Annotated in this window: 20 protein-coding genes; 7 read left to right on the top strand and 13 right to left on the bottom strand. The window is 44.3% G+C overall.

The annotated features are described in order from the left end of the window. Nucleotides 1-22 precede the first annotated feature (22 nt). The gene (locus tag AACQ75_RS06205; protein WP_170888417.1) at nt 23-2,098 is read right to left on the bottom strand and encodes a methyl-accepting chemotaxis protein; all 2,076 of its coding nucleotides are present in this window, start codon (nt 2,096-2,098) and stop codon (nt 23-25) included. Nucleotides 2,099-2,156: 58 nt separating this feature from the next. Between AACQ75_RS06205 and AACQ75_RS06200 the strand changes: the two genes are divergently transcribed. Next, the gene (locus AACQ75_RS06200; RefSeq protein ID WP_088732437.1) at nt 2,157-2,669 is read left to right on the top strand and encodes a C40 family peptidase; all 513 of its coding nucleotides are present in this window, start codon (nt 2,157-2,159) and stop codon (nt 2,667-2,669) included. 11 nt (nt 2,670-2,680) lie between these two features. Here the strand turns inward: AACQ75_RS06200 and AACQ75_RS06195 are convergent, their stop codons facing one another. Next, nucleotides 2,681-3,022 (bottom strand): DUF3802 family protein, encoded by a 342-nt coding sequence (locus tag AACQ75_RS06195; protein WP_026027237.1) that lies wholly within the window; start codon nt 3,020-3,022, stop codon nt 2,681-2,683. Between the two features lie 404 nt (nt 3,023-3,426). Between AACQ75_RS06195 and AACQ75_RS06190 the strand changes: the two genes are divergently transcribed. The 3 genes from AACQ75_RS06190 (at nt 3,427) to AACQ75_RS06180 (ending at nt 6,276) form a co-directional block, all read left to right on the top strand. Next, nucleotides 3,427-4,293, top strand: a complete 867-nt coding sequence (locus AACQ75_RS06190) for a fructosamine kinase family protein (protein WP_017042505.1) — start codon at nt 3,427-3,429, stop codon at nt 4,291-4,293. A gap of 157 nt (nt 4,294-4,450) precedes the next feature. Continuing rightward, entirely contained in the window at nt 4,451-4,654 is a 204-nt protein-coding gene (locus AACQ75_RS06185; protein ID WP_010320526.1) for a CPXCG motif-containing cysteine-rich protein, read from the top strand. A 251-nt stretch (nt 4,655-4,905) separates the two neighbouring features. Then, on the top strand, nt 4,906-6,276 hold the full coding sequence (locus AACQ75_RS06180) for an MATE family efflux transporter (RefSeq protein ID WP_026027236.1): 1,371 nt from the start codon (nt 4,906-4,908) through the stop codon (nt 6,274-6,276). A 78-nt stretch (nt 6,277-6,354) separates the two neighbouring features. Here AACQ75_RS06180 and AACQ75_RS06175 read toward each other — a convergent pair whose 3' ends face one another. The 9 genes from AACQ75_RS06175 to AACQ75_RS06135 all read right to left on the bottom strand — a co-directional run bounded on the left by AACQ75_RS06175 (nt 6,355) and on the right by AACQ75_RS06135 (nt 14,197). Then, complete coding sequence (locus tag AACQ75_RS06175) at nt 6,355-7,197, bottom strand: DNA ligase (RefSeq protein WP_445285780.1); 843 nt, start codon at nt 7,195-7,197, stop codon at nt 6,355-6,357. Nucleotides 7,198-7,383: 186 nt separating this feature from the next. After that, a complete protein-coding gene (locus AACQ75_RS06170; RefSeq protein ID WP_017047626.1) occupies nt 7,384-8,247 on the bottom strand; it encodes a patatin-like phospholipase family protein in 864 nt (287 codons plus the stop codon). A gap of 157 nt (nt 8,248-8,404) precedes the next feature. Continuing rightward, nucleotides 8,405-9,589 carry a tetratricopeptide repeat protein gene (locus tag AACQ75_RS06165; RefSeq protein WP_170888415.1) on the bottom strand — a complete coding sequence of 395 codons (1,185 nt, stop codon included), beginning with the start codon at nt 9,587-9,589 and terminating at the stop codon, nt 8,405-8,407. Next, nucleotides 9,586-10,206: an energy transducer TonB gene (locus tag AACQ75_RS06160; protein WP_094164347.1), complete on the bottom strand. Its 621-nt coding sequence runs from the start codon at nt 10,204-10,206 to the stop codon at nt 9,586-9,588. Before AACQ75_RS06160 ends, AACQ75_RS06165 begins: the two co-directional genes overlap by 4 nt. Then, nucleotides 10,206-10,610, bottom strand: coding sequence for an ExbD/TolR family protein (locus AACQ75_RS06155; RefSeq protein ID WP_170888414.1), 405 nt, complete (start codon nt 10,608-10,610; stop codon nt 10,206-10,208). Before AACQ75_RS06155 ends, AACQ75_RS06160 begins: the two co-directional genes overlap by 1 nt. Then, complete coding sequence (locus AACQ75_RS06150) at nt 10,607-11,155, bottom strand: MotA/TolQ/ExbB proton channel family protein (RefSeq protein WP_017044730.1); 549 nt, start codon at nt 11,153-11,155, stop codon at nt 10,607-10,609. Before AACQ75_RS06150 ends, AACQ75_RS06155 begins: the two co-directional genes overlap by 4 nt. Continuing rightward, on the bottom strand, nt 11,155-12,495 hold the full coding sequence (locus AACQ75_RS06145; protein ID WP_170888413.1) for a MotA/TolQ/ExbB proton channel family protein: 1,341 nt from the start codon (nt 12,493-12,495) through the stop codon (nt 11,155-11,157). Before AACQ75_RS06145 ends, AACQ75_RS06150 begins: the two co-directional genes overlap by 1 nt. Then, entirely contained in the window at nt 12,492-13,265 is a 774-nt protein-coding gene (locus tag AACQ75_RS06140) for a DUF3450 domain-containing protein (protein WP_019282153.1), read from the bottom strand. Before AACQ75_RS06140 ends, AACQ75_RS06145 begins: the two co-directional genes overlap by 4 nt. A 155-nt stretch (nt 13,266-13,420) precedes the next feature. Continuing rightward, nucleotides 13,421-14,197, bottom strand: a complete 777-nt coding sequence (locus AACQ75_RS06135; protein WP_115339916.1) for an MBL fold metallo-hydrolase — start codon at nt 14,195-14,197, stop codon at nt 13,421-13,423. A gap of 165 nt (nt 14,198-14,362) precedes the next feature. On the opposite strand from AACQ75_RS06135, the gene AACQ75_RS06130 reads away from it, so the two are divergent. The 3 genes from AACQ75_RS06130 to AACQ75_RS06120 all read left to right on the top strand — a co-directional run bounded on the left by AACQ75_RS06130 (nt 14,363) and on the right by AACQ75_RS06120 (nt 17,723). Continuing rightward, the gene (locus tag AACQ75_RS06130) at nt 14,363-15,070 is read left to right on the top strand and encodes a glycerophosphoryl diester phosphodiesterase (RefSeq protein WP_170888412.1); all 708 of its coding nucleotides are present in this window, start codon (nt 14,363-14,365) and stop codon (nt 15,068-15,070) included. A gap of 118 nt (nt 15,071-15,188) precedes the next feature. Then, on the top strand, nt 15,189-16,022 hold the full coding sequence (locus AACQ75_RS06125; protein ID WP_170888411.1) for a CPBP family intramembrane glutamic endopeptidase: 834 nt from the start codon (nt 15,189-15,191) through the stop codon (nt 16,020-16,022). Between the two features lie 189 nt (nt 16,023-16,211). Beyond that, the gene (locus tag AACQ75_RS06120) at nt 16,212-17,723 is read left to right on the top strand and encodes a M28 family metallopeptidase (RefSeq protein ID WP_170888410.1); all 1,512 of its coding nucleotides are present in this window, start codon (nt 16,212-16,214) and stop codon (nt 17,721-17,723) included. A gap of 40 nt (nt 17,724-17,763) precedes the next feature. Here the strand turns inward: AACQ75_RS06120 and maiA are convergent, their stop codons facing one another. Together maiA and AACQ75_RS06110 are read right to left on the bottom strand one after the other, a co-directional pair. Next, the gene (gene maiA / locus AACQ75_RS06115) at nt 17,764-18,414 is read right to left on the bottom strand and encodes a maleylacetoacetate isomerase (protein ID WP_170888409.1); all 651 of its coding nucleotides are present in this window, start codon (nt 18,412-18,414) and stop codon (nt 17,764-17,766) included. Continuing rightward, a complete protein-coding gene (locus AACQ75_RS06110) occupies nt 18,411-19,424 on the bottom strand; it encodes a fumarylacetoacetate hydrolase family protein (RefSeq protein WP_170888408.1) in 1,014 nt (337 codons plus the stop codon). The genes maiA and AACQ75_RS06110 overlap by 4 nt, the downstream gene beginning before the upstream one ends. Nucleotides 19,425-19,443: the final 19 nt, after the last annotated feature.

Genomic DNA, 19,443 nt, shown 5'->3' with positions numbered 1-19,443 from the left:
ACAGAAATTCGCACTGGATAAGCTAGTTGAGCGTATATTTATGCAACATAGCCTGCTGTTCACCCGCAACTTCAGCTACCTGCTCTGAACTTTCGACCATGGCTTCAAGCTGTAATTTGGTTTGCTCACCTTGCGATGAAACATGGCTGATAGATTGGCTTACATCGGCCGTCGCTCGCTCTTGCTCTTCTGTTGCAACGCTTATCTGCTCAACTCGAGCACGAATCTGTTCCACTGCTTTTTCTATCTGCTCAAATGTTGTTTTGACTTCTTGACTCGATTGCAGCGCATTACTCATCTCTTGGCGCGAATCCGATACCGCTTGACGAGAGCGCTGCGTTGCATTGGTGAGTTCATTCATCATGTCTCGGATATTGGTGGTTTGCTGTGATGTATCGCTGGCCAATTTGCGTACTTCATCGGCTACAACCGCAAAACCACGCCCTTGTTCGCCAGCTCTTGCCGCTTCAATCGCGGCGTTCAACGCCAGTAAGTTGGTACTGTCAGCAATACCGCTGATCATATCCACCATCTCACGAATTTTCTTCACGCGCTGGTCAAGCTCGTGCATTGCTTCATCGTTTAAATGCAGTGTATTTTCAAGAGATTCCAAGCGAACACGGTTTTGTTCCACTACTTTCACCCCTTGCGTAGAAAACTGGCTGGCAGCCACTGATTCTTCATAAGATTCACTGGTCACAAGCGCGATATTCCGAATCGCCGATTCCAACTCACTCACTGTGGAAACCATGTTAACCAACGAATCATTTTGTGCGGCTAAACTGCGGTTGGATTTATCGGCTGCATCGTGACTGGTTTCGGCATTTTGGTAGAGCATTTCACAATTGCGCGTTACGGTAGAAATTGAATATTTTGTTGATTCAATAACTTGGTTTAGTTGTAGAGCAACTTCTTTAAATTCACTCGGGCCAATCAAGCTAGCGGGTTGAGAAAAATCGTGTTGAGTTAATAATGCAAGCTTGGCCAATAAGTTATTCAGCCCCAGCTTTAGCCAGTGGCGTAACCCTAGCCATGCAAGTAAAACCAAAGCGACCAGAATAATGCCGCCAGTATATTGTACTTGCTTAACCATTAGCATTGCGTCATGAACCACGTTCTCACTGTGTTTGATCAACTCACTTGCGGTGGCAGAAATCGTATTTAGCAGTGCTACCGTGTCTTTGGCTAGCTGCGCAGCTTGTGCCATTTCTTGTCGCTGCTGCTGTGCTTGCCCAATTTTATTTAAGATCAGTGCTAAAATGCCATGCTCAACAAAACCCGCTTTAACCATTTCATAAGGTGCCGTCAGGCTTGCAAACTCCATAACATCAGGATGCCACTCTTTGAAATCATCAAAGGCTAGCTCAATTCCTGCCATGCGATTACGGATTTCCTTAAATTGCACTTTGGCCTGTTCAGGATCGCTTTGCATCATTAACAGTAAGAAGGTACTTTCCATCGAACTTGCACTAGCAATAAAGCGGTTAGCCGCATCCATCGATTCCGGGTTATCTAATGCGAGAAATGAACTGATCCGGTTCATCTCCGGTCCAATGGAGCTTAATCCGTAACGAAACGCAGTGGCGGAGTTATCGATAGCATTCTGCTGTTTAAGCAAAGAGGCCTGCGTTGATAAAATAGAATAGGTGAGCTGCTGAAATGCCGCACTTTTGCTGCGTAACGACAATTGATGATCTTGAGTAATCGCGTTACCGATACGAGTAGCGATGGAGAAAAGCTGGTCAGTAAGTTGGTCCGTCTGCTGGTTTAAGTGGCTTAATTGCTGGTTTACCGCTTCTAATTCTGCCGATTCCGTTGTGCGGATGCCATCGCCGAGAGATTGTACTTGTTCTAATATATTTTGCGTCAACCTTGCATTATTTAATGCCAAAGGTAGTGTTTGTTCAGACAATCCAGAAAACTGTAGCCCTACCTTATCGATGCTTTTTAAACTGGTGATGGATAAAAGGACCACCAGTAACGTCATCGTGATGAAAATGGCACTGATGGTTTGAATCAACGACAGTGAATGTCGATTATTTATTGAGGAATTCATGATAAATGCAACTAAGTGATTAGAGAATGTGTTAAGGCTCAACCATAGTAGGAATGCAATATTTCAAAAATGTTTCAGTTACATTTCATTGGGATGATAAATGATTAAAAGTCCAATACTCTTCGCATTATCAATAACTAGTGTGCTAACGGGTTGCGTAGGATCGCCTATTTCGTCCAATTCTGGCCCTACTTATGTTACTCAAGAAGAGATTCTGTCAATTGTCCAAGATAAAGACGATGGATTAGGCACGGTTTTTCAGCGCTGGAAAGGAGTGCCGTACCGATTAGGTGGTGAAACGTTGAACGGAGTCGACTGCTCAGCATTTGTGCAAATAGCGTTTAAAGATGTATGGCAGATCCCTCTACCACGAACTACACGCTCACAGAGTCAAACGGGGTTTGAGGTAAATTATCAAAATGCGCAGCGCGGGGATTTGGTCTTTTTTAGAACATCAAGGACGAGCAATCATGTTGGAGTCTATCTAGGAGACAAAAAATTCATGCACGCCTCTACGTCTAAAGGTGTGATGATCTCAAGAATCGATAACCCCTATTGGGCTTCTAAATTCTGGCAATTTAGGCGGATTATAAGCCCGCCTAACTCTGATTAGTCATACTTCAATTAGTCGTACTTCGCAACGGCAGTATCGAACAGATTCTTCACTAAGGCGATGTATTCATCAAGAAAAAGGATCTGTTCATTGGTCGCAGGTTTACTCCAAACACCCGCCAATACTTCACCAAGATCTTCCACTACAGAATCGGCTTCTTTGAGCAACTGGAATCGAACACTGGAATGTAGCTCAGGGTTTTGTTCAAAAATAGCCATGATGTTGCTTGAAACCATGTCGGTCACAACATCTTCTACACTTTCAGCGCCAATATCTCCGCCTGATGTGAACACATCCATATTAAAAGAGAGATGCTCTATCAGAGCCAAATAACCATCGGTTTCTACAACCACTTTAATTCTCCGCTTTACCGCTAAATTGCTAGTAATCACTGTACCTTCAATAATACTAAGCCATGTCAGCCCATTTTCACAGATTTGATAGTTTAGACGTTCAAATTTCCCGCGATTTCTTGATAAGCATCTATTTCACGAGCATTTATTTTCCCCAAAGTAGGATACGCCATCCTATAAATTGGGTTACTAGCACCTAAGCAAGATCAACTTATGGAAAATATAGCGTTATTTTTAATACTATTTCTGTATTCGCATCTGCAAATTCTTGCACTTAATCACATTTATGAGCATTGGTGCTCCCTCAAAAGGAAAGTGGCTAAATTATGTGTCACGCACTTCTGAAATATTCGTAACCATGACCTAAACTACGAATTATTAAGTAAATCAAGGCAGAGGTCGTTATGTGGCAAACTCTCATTCAGCAGTTATCCGATACGCTCATGTTTGAATTTAACCCTGTTGAAAAAGAAAAAGTCAGCGGTGGTGACATTAGTGATTGCTACATGATCAGCGATGGCGAGCAACGCTATTTTGTTAAAGTAAACACACGAGACTTCTTAGCTAAGTTTGAGATTGAGGGTGAAAACCTACGTTCGCTTCGTGAAACGTCAACAGTACAGGTTCCCGAGCTAGTGATGATTGGAACCAGTAAAAATCATGCGTTCATTGTTTTAAACTATCTACCAACCAAACCCCTAGATAACGCGACGAACAGCTATGAGTTCGGTGTACAACTGGCCAAACTGCATCAATGGGGAGAACAAAAAGAGTATGGGTTTGATGCAGACAATTATATTGGTTCCACTTTGCAGCCAAATCCGTGGGACAAAAAATGGGGTCGTTTTTTTGCGGAACAACGTATCGGCTGGCAATTGCAATTGTTGCGTGAAAAAGGAATTGAGTTGTTCAATATCAGCGAGTTGGTCGACGTTGTCCAATCTCGCTTAGCTAACCATAGCCCTCGCCCATCTCTGCTGCATGGAGATTTGTGGCATGGGAATGTGGCAAACTCGGTATTTGGTCCAATTTGCTACGATCCTGCCTGTTATTGGGGTGATCGTGAATGCGATATCGCAATGACAGAATTATTTGAAGGTTTTCAACCTGAGTTTTACCAAGGCTATGAGAGCATCTTACCCTTGAGTTTGGACTATGTGGAACGTAAGAATATTTATAACCTCTATCATGTCCTCAATCACTACAATCAATTTGGTGGCCACTATCTGGTCGAAGCGGAAAGTTTGATCAAGAAAATCCTCTCCTTTTAACGGTGTAAACAACCGAGCTGTATAGACAACAAATGAGCCTTAATAAATGGCTCTTTTGTTGTTTTATGGGCCAATTCAAAGTTTGAACTTAATTTGCCGCTTAAAGGAACTTAGCGACTTAGTATTAAGGTATCTCCAAGGATGTAAGGAAAGAGATATGAAAAATTATACGGAAAGAATGGTCAACTGCCCTCACTGCGGTCATTCCATTCGGATCACCCTAGATGCATCAAATGGTAGCCAAGAGTTTTATGACGATTGCCCCGCCTGTTGCCATGCGATTCATCTCAATATGATGGTCGATGAACGTTTAGACAAAATAGAGTTGTTTGTTGATGCCGATGATGAACAAATCTTTTAAAAAGTGAGCGCTTGGCAAGCGCTCTTCTTAATGGTTACGTGCAACACGCCAAGCCCCCTATCTAGCCTAATCAAGCTTTGTCTGAAATAGATTTCACCGCATATAGCGCGACGAGCAACCTTCCCAATAAACATTAGGTAATTTCATCAGTTTTTCATGGAGCTTAGTGTGACATTTCTTTATCATCCATGCCTACGCGATAAGTTGATTATTGGTCGCGATTTTTGCTTGTCCTTCCTCTGGAGATATTTGTGCATCGTTATAAACAAGAAGCTTCAAATTTAATCAAATTGGCAACACCTGTGTTGATTGCCTCTATTGCTCAAACTGGAATGGGCTTTGTAGATACCGTCATGGCAGGTGGTGTGAGTGCGATTGATATGGCTGCGGTATCGATCGCGGCGAGTATTTGGCTACCTTCGATTCTGTTTGGTGTTGGGTTGTTAATGGCGTTGGTTCCTGTTGTAGCGCAACTCAACGGATCAGGGCGGCAAAAGAAAATTCCTTTTGAAATACAGCAAGGTGCAGCGCTAGCGTTGTTTGTCTCTATTCCCATTATTGGTGTTCTTTTTCAAACTCAATGGATTTTGGGGTGGATGGATATTGAGCCGTTGATGGCTGAAAAAACTAACGGGTACATGTACGCCGTGATGTTTGCCGTACCTTCTTATTTACTATTTCAAGCATTGCGCAGTTTCACGGATGGTATCTCACTGACGAAACCCGCTATGGTGATTGGTTTCGCGGGCTTATTAGTTAACATTCCACTTAACTGGATTTTCGTATACGGAAAATTTGGCGCACCAGAGCTAGGCGGTGTAGGTTGTGGTGTGGCGACGGCAATTGTCTATTGGTTGATGTTTTTTATGCTGCTGTTTTATGTCGTCACTTCTAAACGCATGGCGCACATTAATATCTTTGGTGAATTCCATAAACCACAATTGAAGGCGCAAATTCGCTTATTCAAGCTTGGTTTTCCTGTGGCGGCAGCGATATTTTTTGAAGTTACTCTATTTGCTGTGGTCGCATTGTTGGTCGCTCCACTCGGTTCATTGGTGGTGGCGGCTCACCAAGTCGCTTTGAATTTCTCATCATTAATTTTTATGTTACCGATGAGTATCGGCGCTGCAGTGAGCATCCGTGTTGGCCATAAGCTGGGCGAAAAAAATATTGAAGGGGCAACCATCGCTTCACAGGTTGGCTTGTTAGTCGGTTTATCTACTGCAATTATCACGGCGACGTTAACGGTTCTATTTCGTGAATATGTGGCTTTGCTTTATACGGAAAACCAAGCCGTTGTAGCCATGGCGATGCAGTTGCTTATTTTTGCGGCTATTTATCAATGTATGGATGCGATTCAAGTCGTTGCAGCAGGAGCGCTACGTGGTTATAAAGACATGACGGCTATTTTTAATCGTACCTTTATCGCTTATTGGATGATTGGCTTGCCAACCGGCTATGTATTAGCAATGACAGATTTCATTGTCGAACCTATGGGTGCCAGTGGGTTCTGGATAGGATTTATCGTTGGCTTATCTTCTGCTGCTTTAATGCTGGGTATCCGCTTACACTGGATGCATCAACAAGCCGATAGCGTACAACTCGATTTTGCATCGAAATAACGGCTTGATTCTCTGAATTTCAACGTGGCGAAAAGGCGTTGCGATGAAATAATAAGGTCAGACATTGTCTGGCCTTATTTATATTGCTGGCCTTTCTCTCATAAAACGTGCAAATCTTGGTTTTCCTTCTGCAGTGAGATCATTAAAACGAAAAGTAATAATGGATCCGATCTTTGGCGGATTATTTCTGATCTCATCAGAAAAACCGCTGCCGATATAGAACTCAACACCGTTTTCTAAGCGCACTAGCACTGATCCCATCATACCTTGGTATTTGCCAGAACCCAGTTTATAACCAATGACCGTAGCTTCAGCATCTTGGTGTTTTTTAAGCTTAAGTAAATCGTTACTGCGGCCGGCTTGGTAATGGGCATTAATTTTTCGCAGCATCACCCCTTCACCCTGCCCATCACTTACGTTGTCTAAATACCCAAGCAGCTCTTTTTCTGAGTGAATTGGTGAATGTTCAATATAGGTAATGTGCGGAGCATTCATGAGTGAGGATAAGTGGATAAGATTGTGGTATCGCTTTTGGTAGTCACCGATCGCTTCGGGCATATCAAACAGCATAAAGCGGATGCTTTGCCACGCTTCATCGGTTGGTATGGTATCCAATACCGTTTGTTGAACGTGATGAAACTGACCTCGTCCAGCCCAAAGCTCTCCTTCTAATGCTTTATTAGGTAATGGTGCAGTAAACCAAGCAGGCGCATTGATCTTATTACCATTACGCGTATGAAGATATTGTCCATTCCAGATGGCGCGAATTCCATCCAGTTTTTCACTTTTCCAGTACTCAGCAACATCAATGCCATGTTGGTAACTATTGGCTGCTGTGACCGGAATAAACATCTGAAAGTTTTCCGTTGCAGTGACAGGAATTGTGTTCAATAAAGCGATGGAGAGTAGCGATAGTTTCAGTTGCATGCCATCAGGCTCGATCAATCAAAATGTGGTACATACTTAACACGTGCCACTCATATGAAAACCATAAACAAGATAAATTGCGATGAAATTCATACTCAATCATCTCTAAAAAACAGCTTATTACATAGACAGTTACGACATGTAGATAGTGTTTTATCAGCCTTTTAAACCTAAGCGTTTTTAGGCTGCACGTGTGTATTCAAGCCACTCCAAATGATTTTGCCCGGCTTTTAAGCCCATGTCATAGCCTATGTTGAGCAACGGTAACTTCATCGTCAATCTCTTAACGGGAAACCCTTCAGGTGGCGCGATTACTCGAATGATGGCATCAGAAGGTGGATTGCGAATAAATTCAAGTGATTGGTTGTAATGTTTCGCACGAAATAGCATTGATTTAGCCATATTTGGATGGCGTGAAAAGAGTTTTTTCATCATCCACTTACTTTTAGGGGGCGACATGATATAGCTAAGTGGATGTGATAAAACAACCGTAATATCTCGTGCTCCACGGCGATACGCTTCTTTAACAGGGATCGAGTCAGCAACCCCTCCATCAGTGTAGCAACCACCATGGAAACAAGGCGTATGCTTATAAACTATCGGTAGCGCGGATGTGGCCTCAATTGCCGTACTCAAGTTTTCTTGAGTCACTCGATAATAATCGGCTTTACCCGTTTCGATATTGGTTGCAACGGCAAAGAAAGGGACTGAGTTAAACAGTTTGTCTTCATCAATAGGATAACGTCGGTTGGACTCATCGATTAGCCAACGCACATCGACGAGATTTCCCCCCTTAATAAAGCGAATTGGGTTAAAAAAAAGACGGTCGGTGGCAAGCTGAGTTACAACGTGATAACTACGTCTCGGTTGCTTCGCAAGGTAGCCGATTAAGTTTGAAGCTCCAGCTGAAACACCTAATACAAAATCAAATGGGTTATGCTGATGTTGTAAAAAACTATCCAAGACTCCACTGGCAAAAATGCCGCGCATCGCACCACCTTCAACCACTAACGCTTTCATCATGATTCTCTCTCTGTACTTCATCGTTAAACGTTATGGTACGGAAAAAATCAGAAAGACAATAATAGGTTCTCTTTATCACTAAGATAGGCAAAACCGAACCAATGTCAGTCTTGATAATGACGATTCAAAAATCGTAAAAGGTCAGACGCCTCATCATCGGGCAGATGAGGCGCTATGATCAGATATTAGCCGTTTGCGCTTGCTGAACTTTTTGTAAACGAGAAAGGAATTTGATCCATCCTTTGGCATGGCTTGATGGGTTTAGGTTTTCAGCTTGCTTGGCTTGGTATAGAGCATTATCGAGTTGATTGAGTTTGTACAGCGCATGAACTCGCGCTAACGCGACATCGGCTTTTTTCTCACGCGTGGTGACTTTATCCAACGCCTGTAACGCTTCTTTAAATTGCCCTTGCTGGTTGTACAGCAGCGCCACTTGCCAATAATATTGCTCATCCTGTTCAGCTGCTTTTGTCCACGTTCTGATCGCGGCTTGCCACTCTTTGGCTTGCTGCCAGTAAGTGGCTTGCTCTTTCAGTAAAGTTAAGTCTTGATCAGCATCAGATAATGTTTGCAGAACTTGCGCCGCACGTTCTGGAATGCCGTTTTGCGCATACAATTGCGCGAGCAAGTGTTTATCCTTATCGGTTAATTCCACACCTTGTAATTTGGCTAACGCTAAACTGTTTAATGCTTGACGACGCTGATCTAAACGCAGATGTAAACCGACTAACTGTCGCCACCAACTGGCTTGGTTAGGCTCCAGCATGATCAGTTTTTCTAAAGTTGGAATGGCCGCATTCCACTGTTCTAGCTGAAGCTGCGCACCTAATTTAAGTGATAATGGATTTTTAGTATTAAGTGGTGTCACGGTTTGGTATTTATCCAACGCATGCAGCACTTTTTTCCATTGTGCAATTTGGTAGTGGGTCTGTGCGATACGCAACCACAGATCGTCTACTTTCTGTGAAGGCGGAACGGATTTCAATAATTGGTAGTAGTGCGGTAACGCCTTTTCAAATTGTTGTTCATTGACATACAGATCAGCCAACATACGTTCGGTGGTCCATGCCTGCTCATCTTGCAGCTCTCCACTCTCTACAGCGTACTTGATCTGTTTGACTGCCGCTTTGGGCTGACCACTTTGCCAATAAAACACACCAAGCATCCGGGCGACAAATGCTTTATCATAAAGACGTGACGTTTCAACACTGCTCAGTACCTCAATGGCTTGAGTGAGGTTCTCTTCTAATGCAAATTGCTGTGCTTTTTGCACTTTCAGGACTGTTGTCGCACTTAATTCGCTCGCATTTAAAGAGAGCGAGCCGATAACAAGTGATAAGCCAATCAATATACGTTTCATCATTTGGCGATTTTAAACTCCACAGTCACGGTTTGTCCCGGCTGCTCAATGGCTTTACCGTCGACAATCTGAGGTTGATACTTCCATTTTTTCAGCGCTTGCATCGCTTCACGCTCAAACATACGTTTAGGATTGGCATCGACGACATTGATATCGACGGCTTTTCCTGTTGTATCAATAGTAAAGCTTAATGTAACGAAACCTTCTACGCCTCGCTTTAGAGCTCGGCTTGGATAAACCGGCTCGACACGATATAACGGCATTGCTTGCTGGTTTGAGCCAAAATCACCAAAGGTTGGTGCGTTAATCGCCACCCCATTAAGCGCGGTATCCAAACCCAAAGCTGGTAAACTAGTGAGTGATGTAGCGGCCGTAGCAGTAGTTTGTGACTGTGTCACTTGTGCTTGCGGTGGCGGCTCAGGCAACTTTAAAGGTTCCGGAACGCTACGTTGGCGACGCTGTAAATCGTGTTCTTGTTCCATCATCACCATGTTAAATCGCAGTGCTTGAGTTGGTTTTACAGCGCGTTGGTTACCGTTATCCACCATCCACGCCATAAAACTGAACAGCGCCAGCGAAATCGCTCCTGCAATTGGCAAAGCAAGCAGTAAACGTCCCATTAACGTTTCTCCGCCGCCAATGCGATATTTTTCACTCCGGCCCCTTTGGCCGCATCCATCACTTTAACAACCGTACCGTTATAAGCATGTTCATCCGCTTGAATCACTAACACCGCGTCTGGTTGTTCGAGCAACAGATGTTCTAGGGTGGCCTCTACACGTTCAACATCAATCAAGCGTTTGTCGATGTAAATATCATTGGATGCATTGATAGCGACAAAAATACCCGCATCTTTCTGACTCACCGCGTGAGAAGCTTGAGGACGGTTAACCTCAACACCTGATTCACGAACGAATGAACTGGTAACAATGAAAAAAATCAGCATGATAAAGACGATGTCGAGCATCGATGTTAAGTCTATCTGCGCTTCATCATTTCTTGGCTGGCGTCTGCCTAATCTCATCGCAAACTCCTTAACGATTTTTCTAATTTTAATTCAAGTAGATGACACTTTTTTGCAAGACGAGCATGCACAAACATGCCCGCAAGGGCCGCGACCATTCCGGCCATTGTCGGTAATGTGGCCAATGAAATGCCAGATGCCATCAATTTAGGATCGCTACTGCCTTGATTTGCCATCACATCAAACACAGAGATCATTCCGGTGACGGTGCCGAGCAGCCCTAACATTGGGCAAAGTGTGACGAGCAGTTTTATCATGTTAAGGTTGTGGCGCAGCATCTGCTGTGCTTCACCAAGCCAACCCTCGCGAATGGCATGGGCATACCATGAATGGTGTTCCGCGCGTTGATGCCATTGCTCTAACCACCTTTTTCGATATTTAGGAAAGCTCAATACCACAAACAGTACGCGTTCGATGATCAACAACCAATAAAGCGCCGCCACCCCAGCTAGCCACCATAAGACGATACCCCCTTGCTGCATAAACTGCTGCAAGGTTGTTAGCCAGTCATTGCTGAGCAGTGCGCTTGGCAATACGCTGTTCATTACGCCGCATTCCTCATTGAAGCTTGGCATTCTTGCTCTGCTTGCGCAGCAACGAGGCCAATCCCCTGTTTTTCTAAAATAGAGCGAATATTTTCGGCTTGAGAGCTTAAGATATTATGAGCTAATAATAGTGGAATCGCAGAGACTAAACCCAGAACGGTAGTCACCAAGGCCATTGAAATACCGCCTGCCATTACTTTTGGATCACCGTTACCAAATTGTGTGATCACTTGGAAGGTTTCAATCATGCCGGTCACCGTACCCAATAGCCCAAGCATCGGCGCAATCGCAGCTAATAACTTCAGCATCGATAAACCTTTTTCCAAATGCGCTTGTTCATCGACCACCGCTTCCAGCAAGCGCAGCTCCAACGCTTCTACGCTGCGATTTTGCTCTTTGTTATAGACGCTGAGTACACGCCCCAATGGGTTATTACCAATTTTCTGTACATCTTTAAGCTGCGCTTTGATCTTGTGGTGAGTCATCACCAATGCGAAGCCGCGATAGAAAGCGATGATTAAACCAATACCAAGCAGTACCAAAATGATGTTACCAACCGCCCCCCCCATTTGTAGCCGTTCGGCTAACGTTGGCGTAAGGGCTAGCTGTTCAAGCATGATGCCACGCGAAGGATCGGCCACTAAGCTTTCGATTTCTCCCGTATTTAGGCCAGAGAAAATCGGTCCATTGTCCGGTTGTTTCAAATAAGCGGTGGCGGCTTGTTTATCCCCGTTCCATTTGACATAACCTTGCTCTGTCACCAAACCAAAGGTTCCAATACGATAGGCGGCCACATTTTGCGTGACACCGTCACCATTGATAAATGCGATCTGAACGCGTCTTAGCTCACCACTGGCGATGATCTGTTCAACATAGCTGTGCCATAACCCCGTCAGCTGCGGCATCGAGGGTAAAGATTTTGCGGCGACAATTTCTTGTACCCGCGATGTATACTGATGGCGATCAACCGCAGTGATGGAAGATTCCAATTCACTGCTTAATGCTTTGGCATTTTGGCGTACCACACCAAACAGCTCTCCAAGGCTTCCTGTTTCTAAGAGAAGCTGCTCTTCTAAACGTGCTAGTCGGTTTTCATTATTACTGAATTGCGTGCTTAGCTTATCCGCTTGCGCTTGTAAATCTTGGCGCTGAGCTTCTAGCTCTGCTTTGGCGCGGCGTAGCTGCTGTTCGGTTTGTTTAAAACCCGCTTCGCGTTCGATATTGTGCTGCTGTTGCTGTTTGTTTTCCACTTTGGCGTTGCTGACTAATTCCGTAGAAGCAAAGCTGTTGAAAGCCAATAGTGTTAAACAGAGTGATGAGAGAGAGAAAACCATCTTCATTTGCTTTGCTCCTCTACTAACTCAAGTGAAACAGGAATCGTCATTAAGTTTGGTGTAATTAAATTGTTGGCCATTTTGAAAGCGGTATCTAAATCGGCATATAGCCCACTATCTACATCGGTCCACTGGTGCGAGTTTTGGCTCCAGCTCCAATACTGTTTGCCATTTAAGCTACGAGCCACCAGCGATAAACGGCCAACGTATAAAATGTCAGCTTCAATGGTTTTGTTTTCATTGAGCACCACTGCGCCTTGATAAACACCCAGTTTAGTCCCGTAATCAATTTCGATTTGGTACGCTTCAAGAATACGGCGGTATTTTTCAGCATCGCTGACATCCGATCGCACCATCATCGATTCCAGCTTTTCTAAACGCTCTAAACGCGTTTCGCGCTTTAATGGTTTGTCGTTTTCGATTAGGGTACGTAGCCCGTCGATCATCTGATACATCAAAGGAACGATGCCTTGGCGAGTCAGTTTTATCTCATCAATTTGTGACGATAGACTTTGCGCTTCCTGATTCTGGTTTTCCACCAGCGATGCCAAGTGATTACGATAAATAGTGAGATTTTTCACTTCTTCTTTTAACTGATCGATGTCAGCTTGCATCAGCAACGCTGATTGAGAACTGTGATTGATGTTCTGTTGGCTGGCGACTGAAGCCGAATTGGTTTTATTTTGGATGGCATTCGCGTCACTGAGTGTAGAAGCATTTACTGCGAACAAACTGGTAGTCGCCACCAAGGACAAGCTGATTTTTAAAAGATTCATAGACGTTATTCATTACCTTCAACGAAGTGTTATCATCTTGTTGATAAAAGCTCTCATTATCATCAAGGATCGCATTCTAACGATTTTTTCCGGTGCAAACAACCACAGTATGCGGCGAACACTCTTTGCTGATGAGTTTTAAAGCCACTTACCCTTTATTTACCTTTGCTGACCCCAAATTGCCAAACAGACTTCATTAAACTTTTGACTTTTATTTTGACCACTCGCCAATGTGTGATGGGCCGTATAGGTGCGGTATTTAGCAGGTGTTGGTAGGTTTTTTCGCTCAAACGCCCCTCTTTGCCGTGTGCAAGAAGCAGTGTTTCAGGGTTGAGCTTGAAGATCCGTTCAAGTGACTGGCGATATTGATTGGGATGGAAAATAGGAAAAGGGGCAATCAACTGCTTTTTCACTTCAACCATTAAATCAGCAACATACACAATGCCTTGCTGTGCATGGTAGACAGACAAATCTCGATCGGTATGCCCTGGAGTTTCTAAGATTTGCCATTCGTTAAAATGAGGAATAGTGTCGCCATCGTTGAGCTTAATGTCAGGCTTTAAGACACGTGGATACCATAAATTCTGCCGCGGGCGGCCTAGGCGATTCGCCATCCAACGCGCAAGCGCAAGATCGGCTAAATGCATACAAAATCCGTCCAAACCACAATACCAATCATGATCTTTATTGGCAGAGATAATTTTACAACCCGTTAATGCACGCAATTGATGAGCCGCCCCAGCGTGATCTGGATGCATGTGAGTTACCACAACGGTATGAAGATGAGAAAAAGGACGGTTCAGTTCATTCTCAATGAAGTGCTGCAACGTAGGTATGTCTGCTCGACTTGCACCGTCTAGCAGTAATAATCGTTCTGGATATTCAGCCAGATACATATTCTGAATATAGCCTTTGATCGTATGTAGCTTCACCGTTATCCCTACTTGACAGATCAGACCTCCTGCCTGATGTTGGATAAGCATAGCATTAGCGAAAGTGATGTCCAAAGCGCGTCGTCTCTCATTTCCATCAATTTGAAGACAAAATAGAAGGCGCGCGCTATGCTGAGCCGGTTTTAATTGTGTAGAGATAACGCTATGAAGCCTATGATTATTGGCCACCGCGGAGTGGCCGGCCATTACCCTGAAAATACGCAAGTGAGTGTGCAAGCCGCTATTGATTTAGGCCTAAAGTGGGTTGAAGTGGATGTGCAACCGACTCAAGATCACATATTGGTTGTTTGCCACGATCACACCATTAATCGTTGCAGTAATGGTAAAGGGCGCATTGATTCTTACACGCTTGAGCAATTACAACAGTTCGATTTTGGCGGTTGGTTTGACCCTCAATTTGCAGGCGAACCCATCATGACATTAGAGACGTTGCTGACACTCGCAAATCAGCACAGCCTTGGTTTAAACATTGAAGTCAAAGTGGATAAACACGATGTTGCTCAAGTCGCTGCTCAGCTTAAAGCGCAACTGGATCAATGTGGATTACCGAATGAACAGATTGTTCTCTCCAGTTTTAGCCACGCTATCATGCGCGAGCTTTATCAGCATTGTCCGGGTTATAAATTGGCGGTGTTGAGCGAGCGATTAACGCGTAAAGATAAGCAAGTGTTAGCCGAAATTGACGCCTTTGGCTGTAACCTTAACTATCAGTGGATCAGTGCAAAACACATTGCCGAATTACATCAAGCGGGTTACCAAATTTGGTGCTACACGGTGAATAATCCGAAAAAGTTCAAACATCTCAACTCGGTTGACGCCATTTTTAGTGACGATCCACAGTGCTTTTTGTAAGCCTGCAAGCGTTTAGCTGACTGGTAGAATCTCTTTATTGAGAATGATTCTTCATAATGCGCCACTCTTCCACTCTGTCATCACTCAATAATATGGATGATTTCCTAAGGTACTCTCTATGATACTTGACTCATCGTTATGGATTTGGATCCCGCTGCTTTTTGCCGTTATCTTCAGTTTTCAAAAGCAATTACGTCCAGCATTCGCCTTGCTAGCACTGTCGTTAGTGGGCGGATGGTTCACAGACCGATTATCGTTAATGGCCCTGCTGTATGTCGCCATTGGATTATGTGGTGCTTATTATATTCCACAACTGAAAGGCCGCTGGAAATGGTTTGCTCATGGTGCGTTGCTATTATGGGCAATTGCATTACTGCTGCATGCTATTCCTGGTTTTAATAATCCTAAAGTGCTGGATAATGTGGTTGCAGGTGCAAATAGTGCCCCCTTTCGTCTCTACTTGAACCTAGATAAACCTATGGTATTTTTTGCTTTGCTACTCGCTTGGCCGCCACTCCTTGGCAACCATCAAACCATTCGTTGGGCCGCGATCGGTAAAGTGTCGATTCCTCTTTTTGCTTTGCTTTTTGTCGCATGGGCGCTTGGCGCGATTAAGCCCGAGTTATCTTTACCGACTTGGTGGTGGCTCTTTGCTCTCAATAATTTGCTTTTAACCTGTGTGGTGGAAGAAGCATTTTTCCGGGGCTATTTACAAAAAGCCGTTAGTGAAAAATTCGGTCTATGGCTCGGTATTGCGCTCGCTAGTACCCTATTTGGTCTTGCGCATTTTTCTGGCGGCGTGACTTTGGTACTATTTGCCACATTAGCTGGTATTGGCTACGGCGCGATCTATCATCTAAGCGGGCGTTTATGGACGGCTGTACTCTTCCACTTTCTCTTTAATTTTTCCCACCTTATTTTCTTCACTTATCCAGTATGGGTACAGCGTTAAAACCTTTAAGCCAGCTGAAGTTTTCGCTGGCTTTTTTCTTTTTTTCAGTCGATGAAATACCTTATTGATAGTTTAGTGACAACCGTTATGAACAACTGAGTATAAAACGAATTGTTCTCATTATTCCTATTTTTGGCCTAGGGTTTATGGTCAACATCATGTTGATAATAATACTCCAGGGAGGAGAGAATGAACCAGAAACAAACGTTATTGGCGATTGCGCTAGCAGGCTGTTTCAGTACCGCTTATGCAGAAGAAAAGGTGTGGATTTCCATTGGTGGTGACGCGACGCAAACGGCGCTTCGCTCTGGAGCCCAAAGCCTATTACCTGAAAATCTTATCAATCAAACATCAGTATGGGTTGGGCAAGTACCAGTAAGCGAGTTAGCGACGCTTTCACATGAAATGCACGAAAATCATCAGCGATGTGGTGGTTATATGGTCCACCCTTCTGCACAAAGTGCGATGAGTGTCAGCGCAATGCCGCTGAATCTAAACACTTTCAGTGCACCAGAAATAACTCAGCAAACCAGCGTTAATGCTTGGTTGCCATCAGTATCAGCGCAACAAATCACCAGTACCATCACCACCTTAACCCAGTTTAAAAATCGCTTTTATACCACCTCGACTGGTGCTCAAGCATCGAATTGGATTGCAGATCATTGGCGCTCACTCTCTGCGTCACTGCCCGCAAGCAAAGTGGAACAAATCACACATTCAGGCTACAACCAGAAATCGGTAATGCTCACAATTACAGGCTCTGAAAAACCTGACGAATGGGTGGTGATTGGCGGGCATTTAGACTCGACACTTGGCTCTCGAACCAACGAAAGTAGCATTGCGCCGGGTGCGGATGACGATGCATCAGGTATCGCGGGCGTGACAGAAATCATTCGTTTGTTGTCTGAGCAAAATTTTCGTCCTAAACGCAGCATCGCTTTTATGGCTTACGCTGCCGAAGAAGTGGGCCTTCGAGGTTCACAAGACTTAGCCAATCGTTTTAAAGCCGAAGGTAAAAAAGTAATGTCTGTGATGCAGTTAGACATGACTAACTACCAAGGTTCACGCGAAGATATTGTCTTCATAACCGATTACACTGACAGTAATTTTACCCAGTATTTGACACAACTATTGGATGAATATTTACCGTCATTAACCTATGGATTTGATACCTGTGGCTATGCTTGCTCTGATCATGCCTCTTGGCATGCGGTTGGTTACCCAGCTGCGATGCCTTTTGAATCCAAATTTAATGATTACAACCCTAATATTCATAGCCCGCAAGACACTCTGCAAAATTCCGACCCAACAGGATTGCATGCGGTGAAATTTACTAAACTTGGATTGGCTTATGTGGTTGAAATGGGTAACGCCTCAACACCGCCTACGCCGAATAATCAACTGAAAAATGGCGTACCTGTGAACGGTTTATCGGCCAGCAGAAATAGCAAAACCTGGTATCAATTCGAACTGTCGGAAGCGGGCAACTTGAGTATTGTATTGTCAGGGGGAAGCGGCGATGCCGATTTATACGTTAAGTATCAAACTGATGCCGATCTACAGCAATACGACTGCCGTCCTTATCGCAGTGGCAATAATGAAACGTGTCAGTTCTCCAATGCTCAACCGGGCCGCTATTCTATTTTGCTGCATGGATACAACAATTACAGCAATGCAAGTTTAGTGGCGAATGCTCAATAAACAGCGCAAAGAAAAGCCAGCCGCAAGGCTGGCTTTTCGATTAACTCTCAGCATCGGGCTGGTTTTCTGGTGCAGCGGCAATAAACGCCGGATGAGCACGAAGCTCAGCAGTGATTCGTTTGATGATCGGAAACTGCGCCATATCAAGATTAAAGCGCTCCGCGTTATACACTTGTGGTACTAAACAAACATCCACTAAGCTCAGTTGATCACCAACACAGTACTCCCCTGATACTGTCGCCAATTTCTTTTCCAAGGCATAAAACCCCGTGGCTATCCAATGCCGATACCAGTTTCCTTTTTGACTTTCATCTACGTCCAGTTCACGCGTTAAATATTGTAAAACTCGTAGATTGTTCAGTGGATGAATATCAATAGCAATGTCTTGCGCCAGTGCTTTAACCTGATATTTCTCTTTACCTGATAACGGAACCAAACGGACTTGGGGATATTGGTCATCCAAATATTCGATGATGGTTAACGACTGAGTAATGCAATGTCCGTTATCTTCCAGTACCGGAATTAACTCACTCGGGTTGAGAGCGCTAAACTCGGTTGAATGTTGCACTCCGCCCTCCTTAACTAAATGGATAGCAATCGACTGGTAATCGAGCGCCTTGAGGTGAAGTGCGATGCGTACTCGGTAAGCGGCTGAAGAGCGCCAATACCCATATAACTTGAGGCTACTCATGACCCTTTCACCACGCGTTGATCGATTAAACCAAACAGGCTGTTCCCTTTATCATCACGCATTTCTAACGTTATCCTGTCACCAAATTTCATAAATTCGGTGCTTGGTTTACCGTCCCGAATGGTTTCAATCATTCGCACTTCTGCAATGCATGAATAGCCGACTCCCCCTTCAGCAATCGCACTGCCAAAATCGGTTCCCTGTTTATTAGAAACTGTACCAGAGCCAATAATAGTGCCCGCGCACAATGGGCGCGTTTTTGCTGCGTGAGCAATTAACTGTGGGAATTCAAACGTCATGTCCACGCCAGCATTGGGGCAACCAAATGGTTTATTGTTATAGGTTGATAGCAATGGCAGGTTGAGTTTTCCGCCGTCCCAATGGCAGCCTAGTTCATCGGGTGTCACAGCGACAGGAGAGAATGCTGAAGACGGTTTGGATTGAAAAAACCCAAATCCTTTAGCAAGCTCTTGAGGGATCAAACCACGCAGCGACACATCGTTAACCAACATCACCAATCGAATCGCTTGCGCCGCTTCACTTAGGGTTGCACCCATTCTGACATCATCGGTGATCACGGCCACTTCGGCTTCAAAATCAATTCCCCATGCTTCATCTTGCATTTGAATATCATCACGCGGTCCAAGAAAAGCATCCGAACCACCTTGATACATTAACGGATCACTCCAGAAGCTTTCAGGGATCTCCGCTCCTCGTGCTTTTCGTACTAACTCAACATGGTTGACGTAAGCAGAACCGTCGGCCCATTGATACGCTCTAGGCAGCGGCGAATGACACAAGGTTTGATCAAACAGCATCTCTTGCAGAAATTCGCCTTCATTCAGCGCCGTATAAATTTCGCTGAGCATCGGTGCGGTTTCCTGCCAACGGTCTAAGGCTTGCTGTAAATGCTCGGCAATCTCAGGCACAGCAACGCATTTTGATAAGTCATGGCTGACCACAACCAATAACCCATCTCTTGTGCCGTTTTTTAGCGTAGCTAACTTCATGTCACTTCCTTATTCTTAT

Origin of the sequence: Vibrio sp. B1-2, from assembly GCF_963888445.1 — a bacterium.
Classification (GTDB): domain Bacteria; phylum Pseudomonadota; class Gammaproteobacteria; order Enterobacterales; family Vibrionaceae; genus Vibrio; species Vibrio anguillarum.
The sequence above is the reverse complement of the archived record's forward strand: the minus strand, read 5'-3'. Positions and strand labels throughout refer to the sequence as shown.

Coding starts and splice junctions, on each gene's coding strand:
- AACQ75_RS06190 (WP_017042505.1), top strand. CDS start 3,427: ATGTGGCAAACTCTCATTCAGCAGTTATCCGATACGCTCATGTTTGAA.
- AACQ75_RS06150 (WP_017044730.1), bottom strand. CDS start 11,155: ATGAACAGCGTATTGCCAAGCGCACTGCTCAGCAATGACTGGCTAACA.
- AACQ75_RS06155 (WP_170888414.1), bottom strand. CDS start 10,610: ATGAGATTAGGCAGACGCCAGCCAAGAAATGATGAAGCGCAGATAGAC.
- AACQ75_RS06165 (WP_170888415.1), bottom strand. CDS start 9,589: ATGATGAAACGTATATTGATTGGCTTATCACTTGTTATCGGCTCGCTC.
- AACQ75_RS06125 (WP_170888411.1), top strand. CDS start 15,189: ATGATACTTGACTCATCGTTATGGATTTGGATCCCGCTGCTTTTTGCC.
- AACQ75_RS06185 (WP_010320526.1), top strand. CDS start 4,451: ATGAAAAATTATACGGAAAGAATGGTCAACTGCCCTCACTGCGGTCAT.
- maiA (WP_170888409.1), bottom strand. CDS start 18,414: ATGAGTAGCCTCAAGTTATATGGGTATTGGCGCTCTTCAGCCGCTTAC.
- AACQ75_RS06200 (WP_088732437.1), top strand. CDS start 2,157: ATGATTAAAAGTCCAATACTCTTCGCATTATCAATAACTAGTGTGCTA.
- AACQ75_RS06170 (WP_017047626.1), bottom strand. CDS start 8,247: ATGAAGTACAGAGAGAGAATCATGATGAAAGCGTTAGTGGTTGAAGGT.
- AACQ75_RS06160 (WP_094164347.1), bottom strand. CDS start 10,206: ATGGGACGTTTACTGCTTGCTTTGCCAATTGCAGGAGCGATTTCGCTG.
- AACQ75_RS06145 (WP_170888413.1), bottom strand. CDS start 12,495: ATGAAGATGGTTTTCTCTCTCTCATCACTCTGTTTAACACTATTGGCT.
- AACQ75_RS06140 (WP_019282153.1), bottom strand. CDS start 13,265: ATGAATCTTTTAAAAATCAGCTTGTCCTTGGTGGCGACTACCAGTTTG.
- AACQ75_RS06130 (WP_170888412.1), top strand. CDS start 14,363: ATGAAGCCTATGATTATTGGCCACCGCGGAGTGGCCGGCCATTACCCT.
- AACQ75_RS06110 (WP_170888408.1), bottom strand. CDS start 19,424: ATGAAGTTAGCTACGCTAAAAAACGGCACAAGAGATGGGTTATTGGTT.
- AACQ75_RS06120 (WP_170888410.1), top strand. CDS start 16,212: ATGAACCAGAAACAAACGTTATTGGCGATTGCGCTAGCAGGCTGTTTC.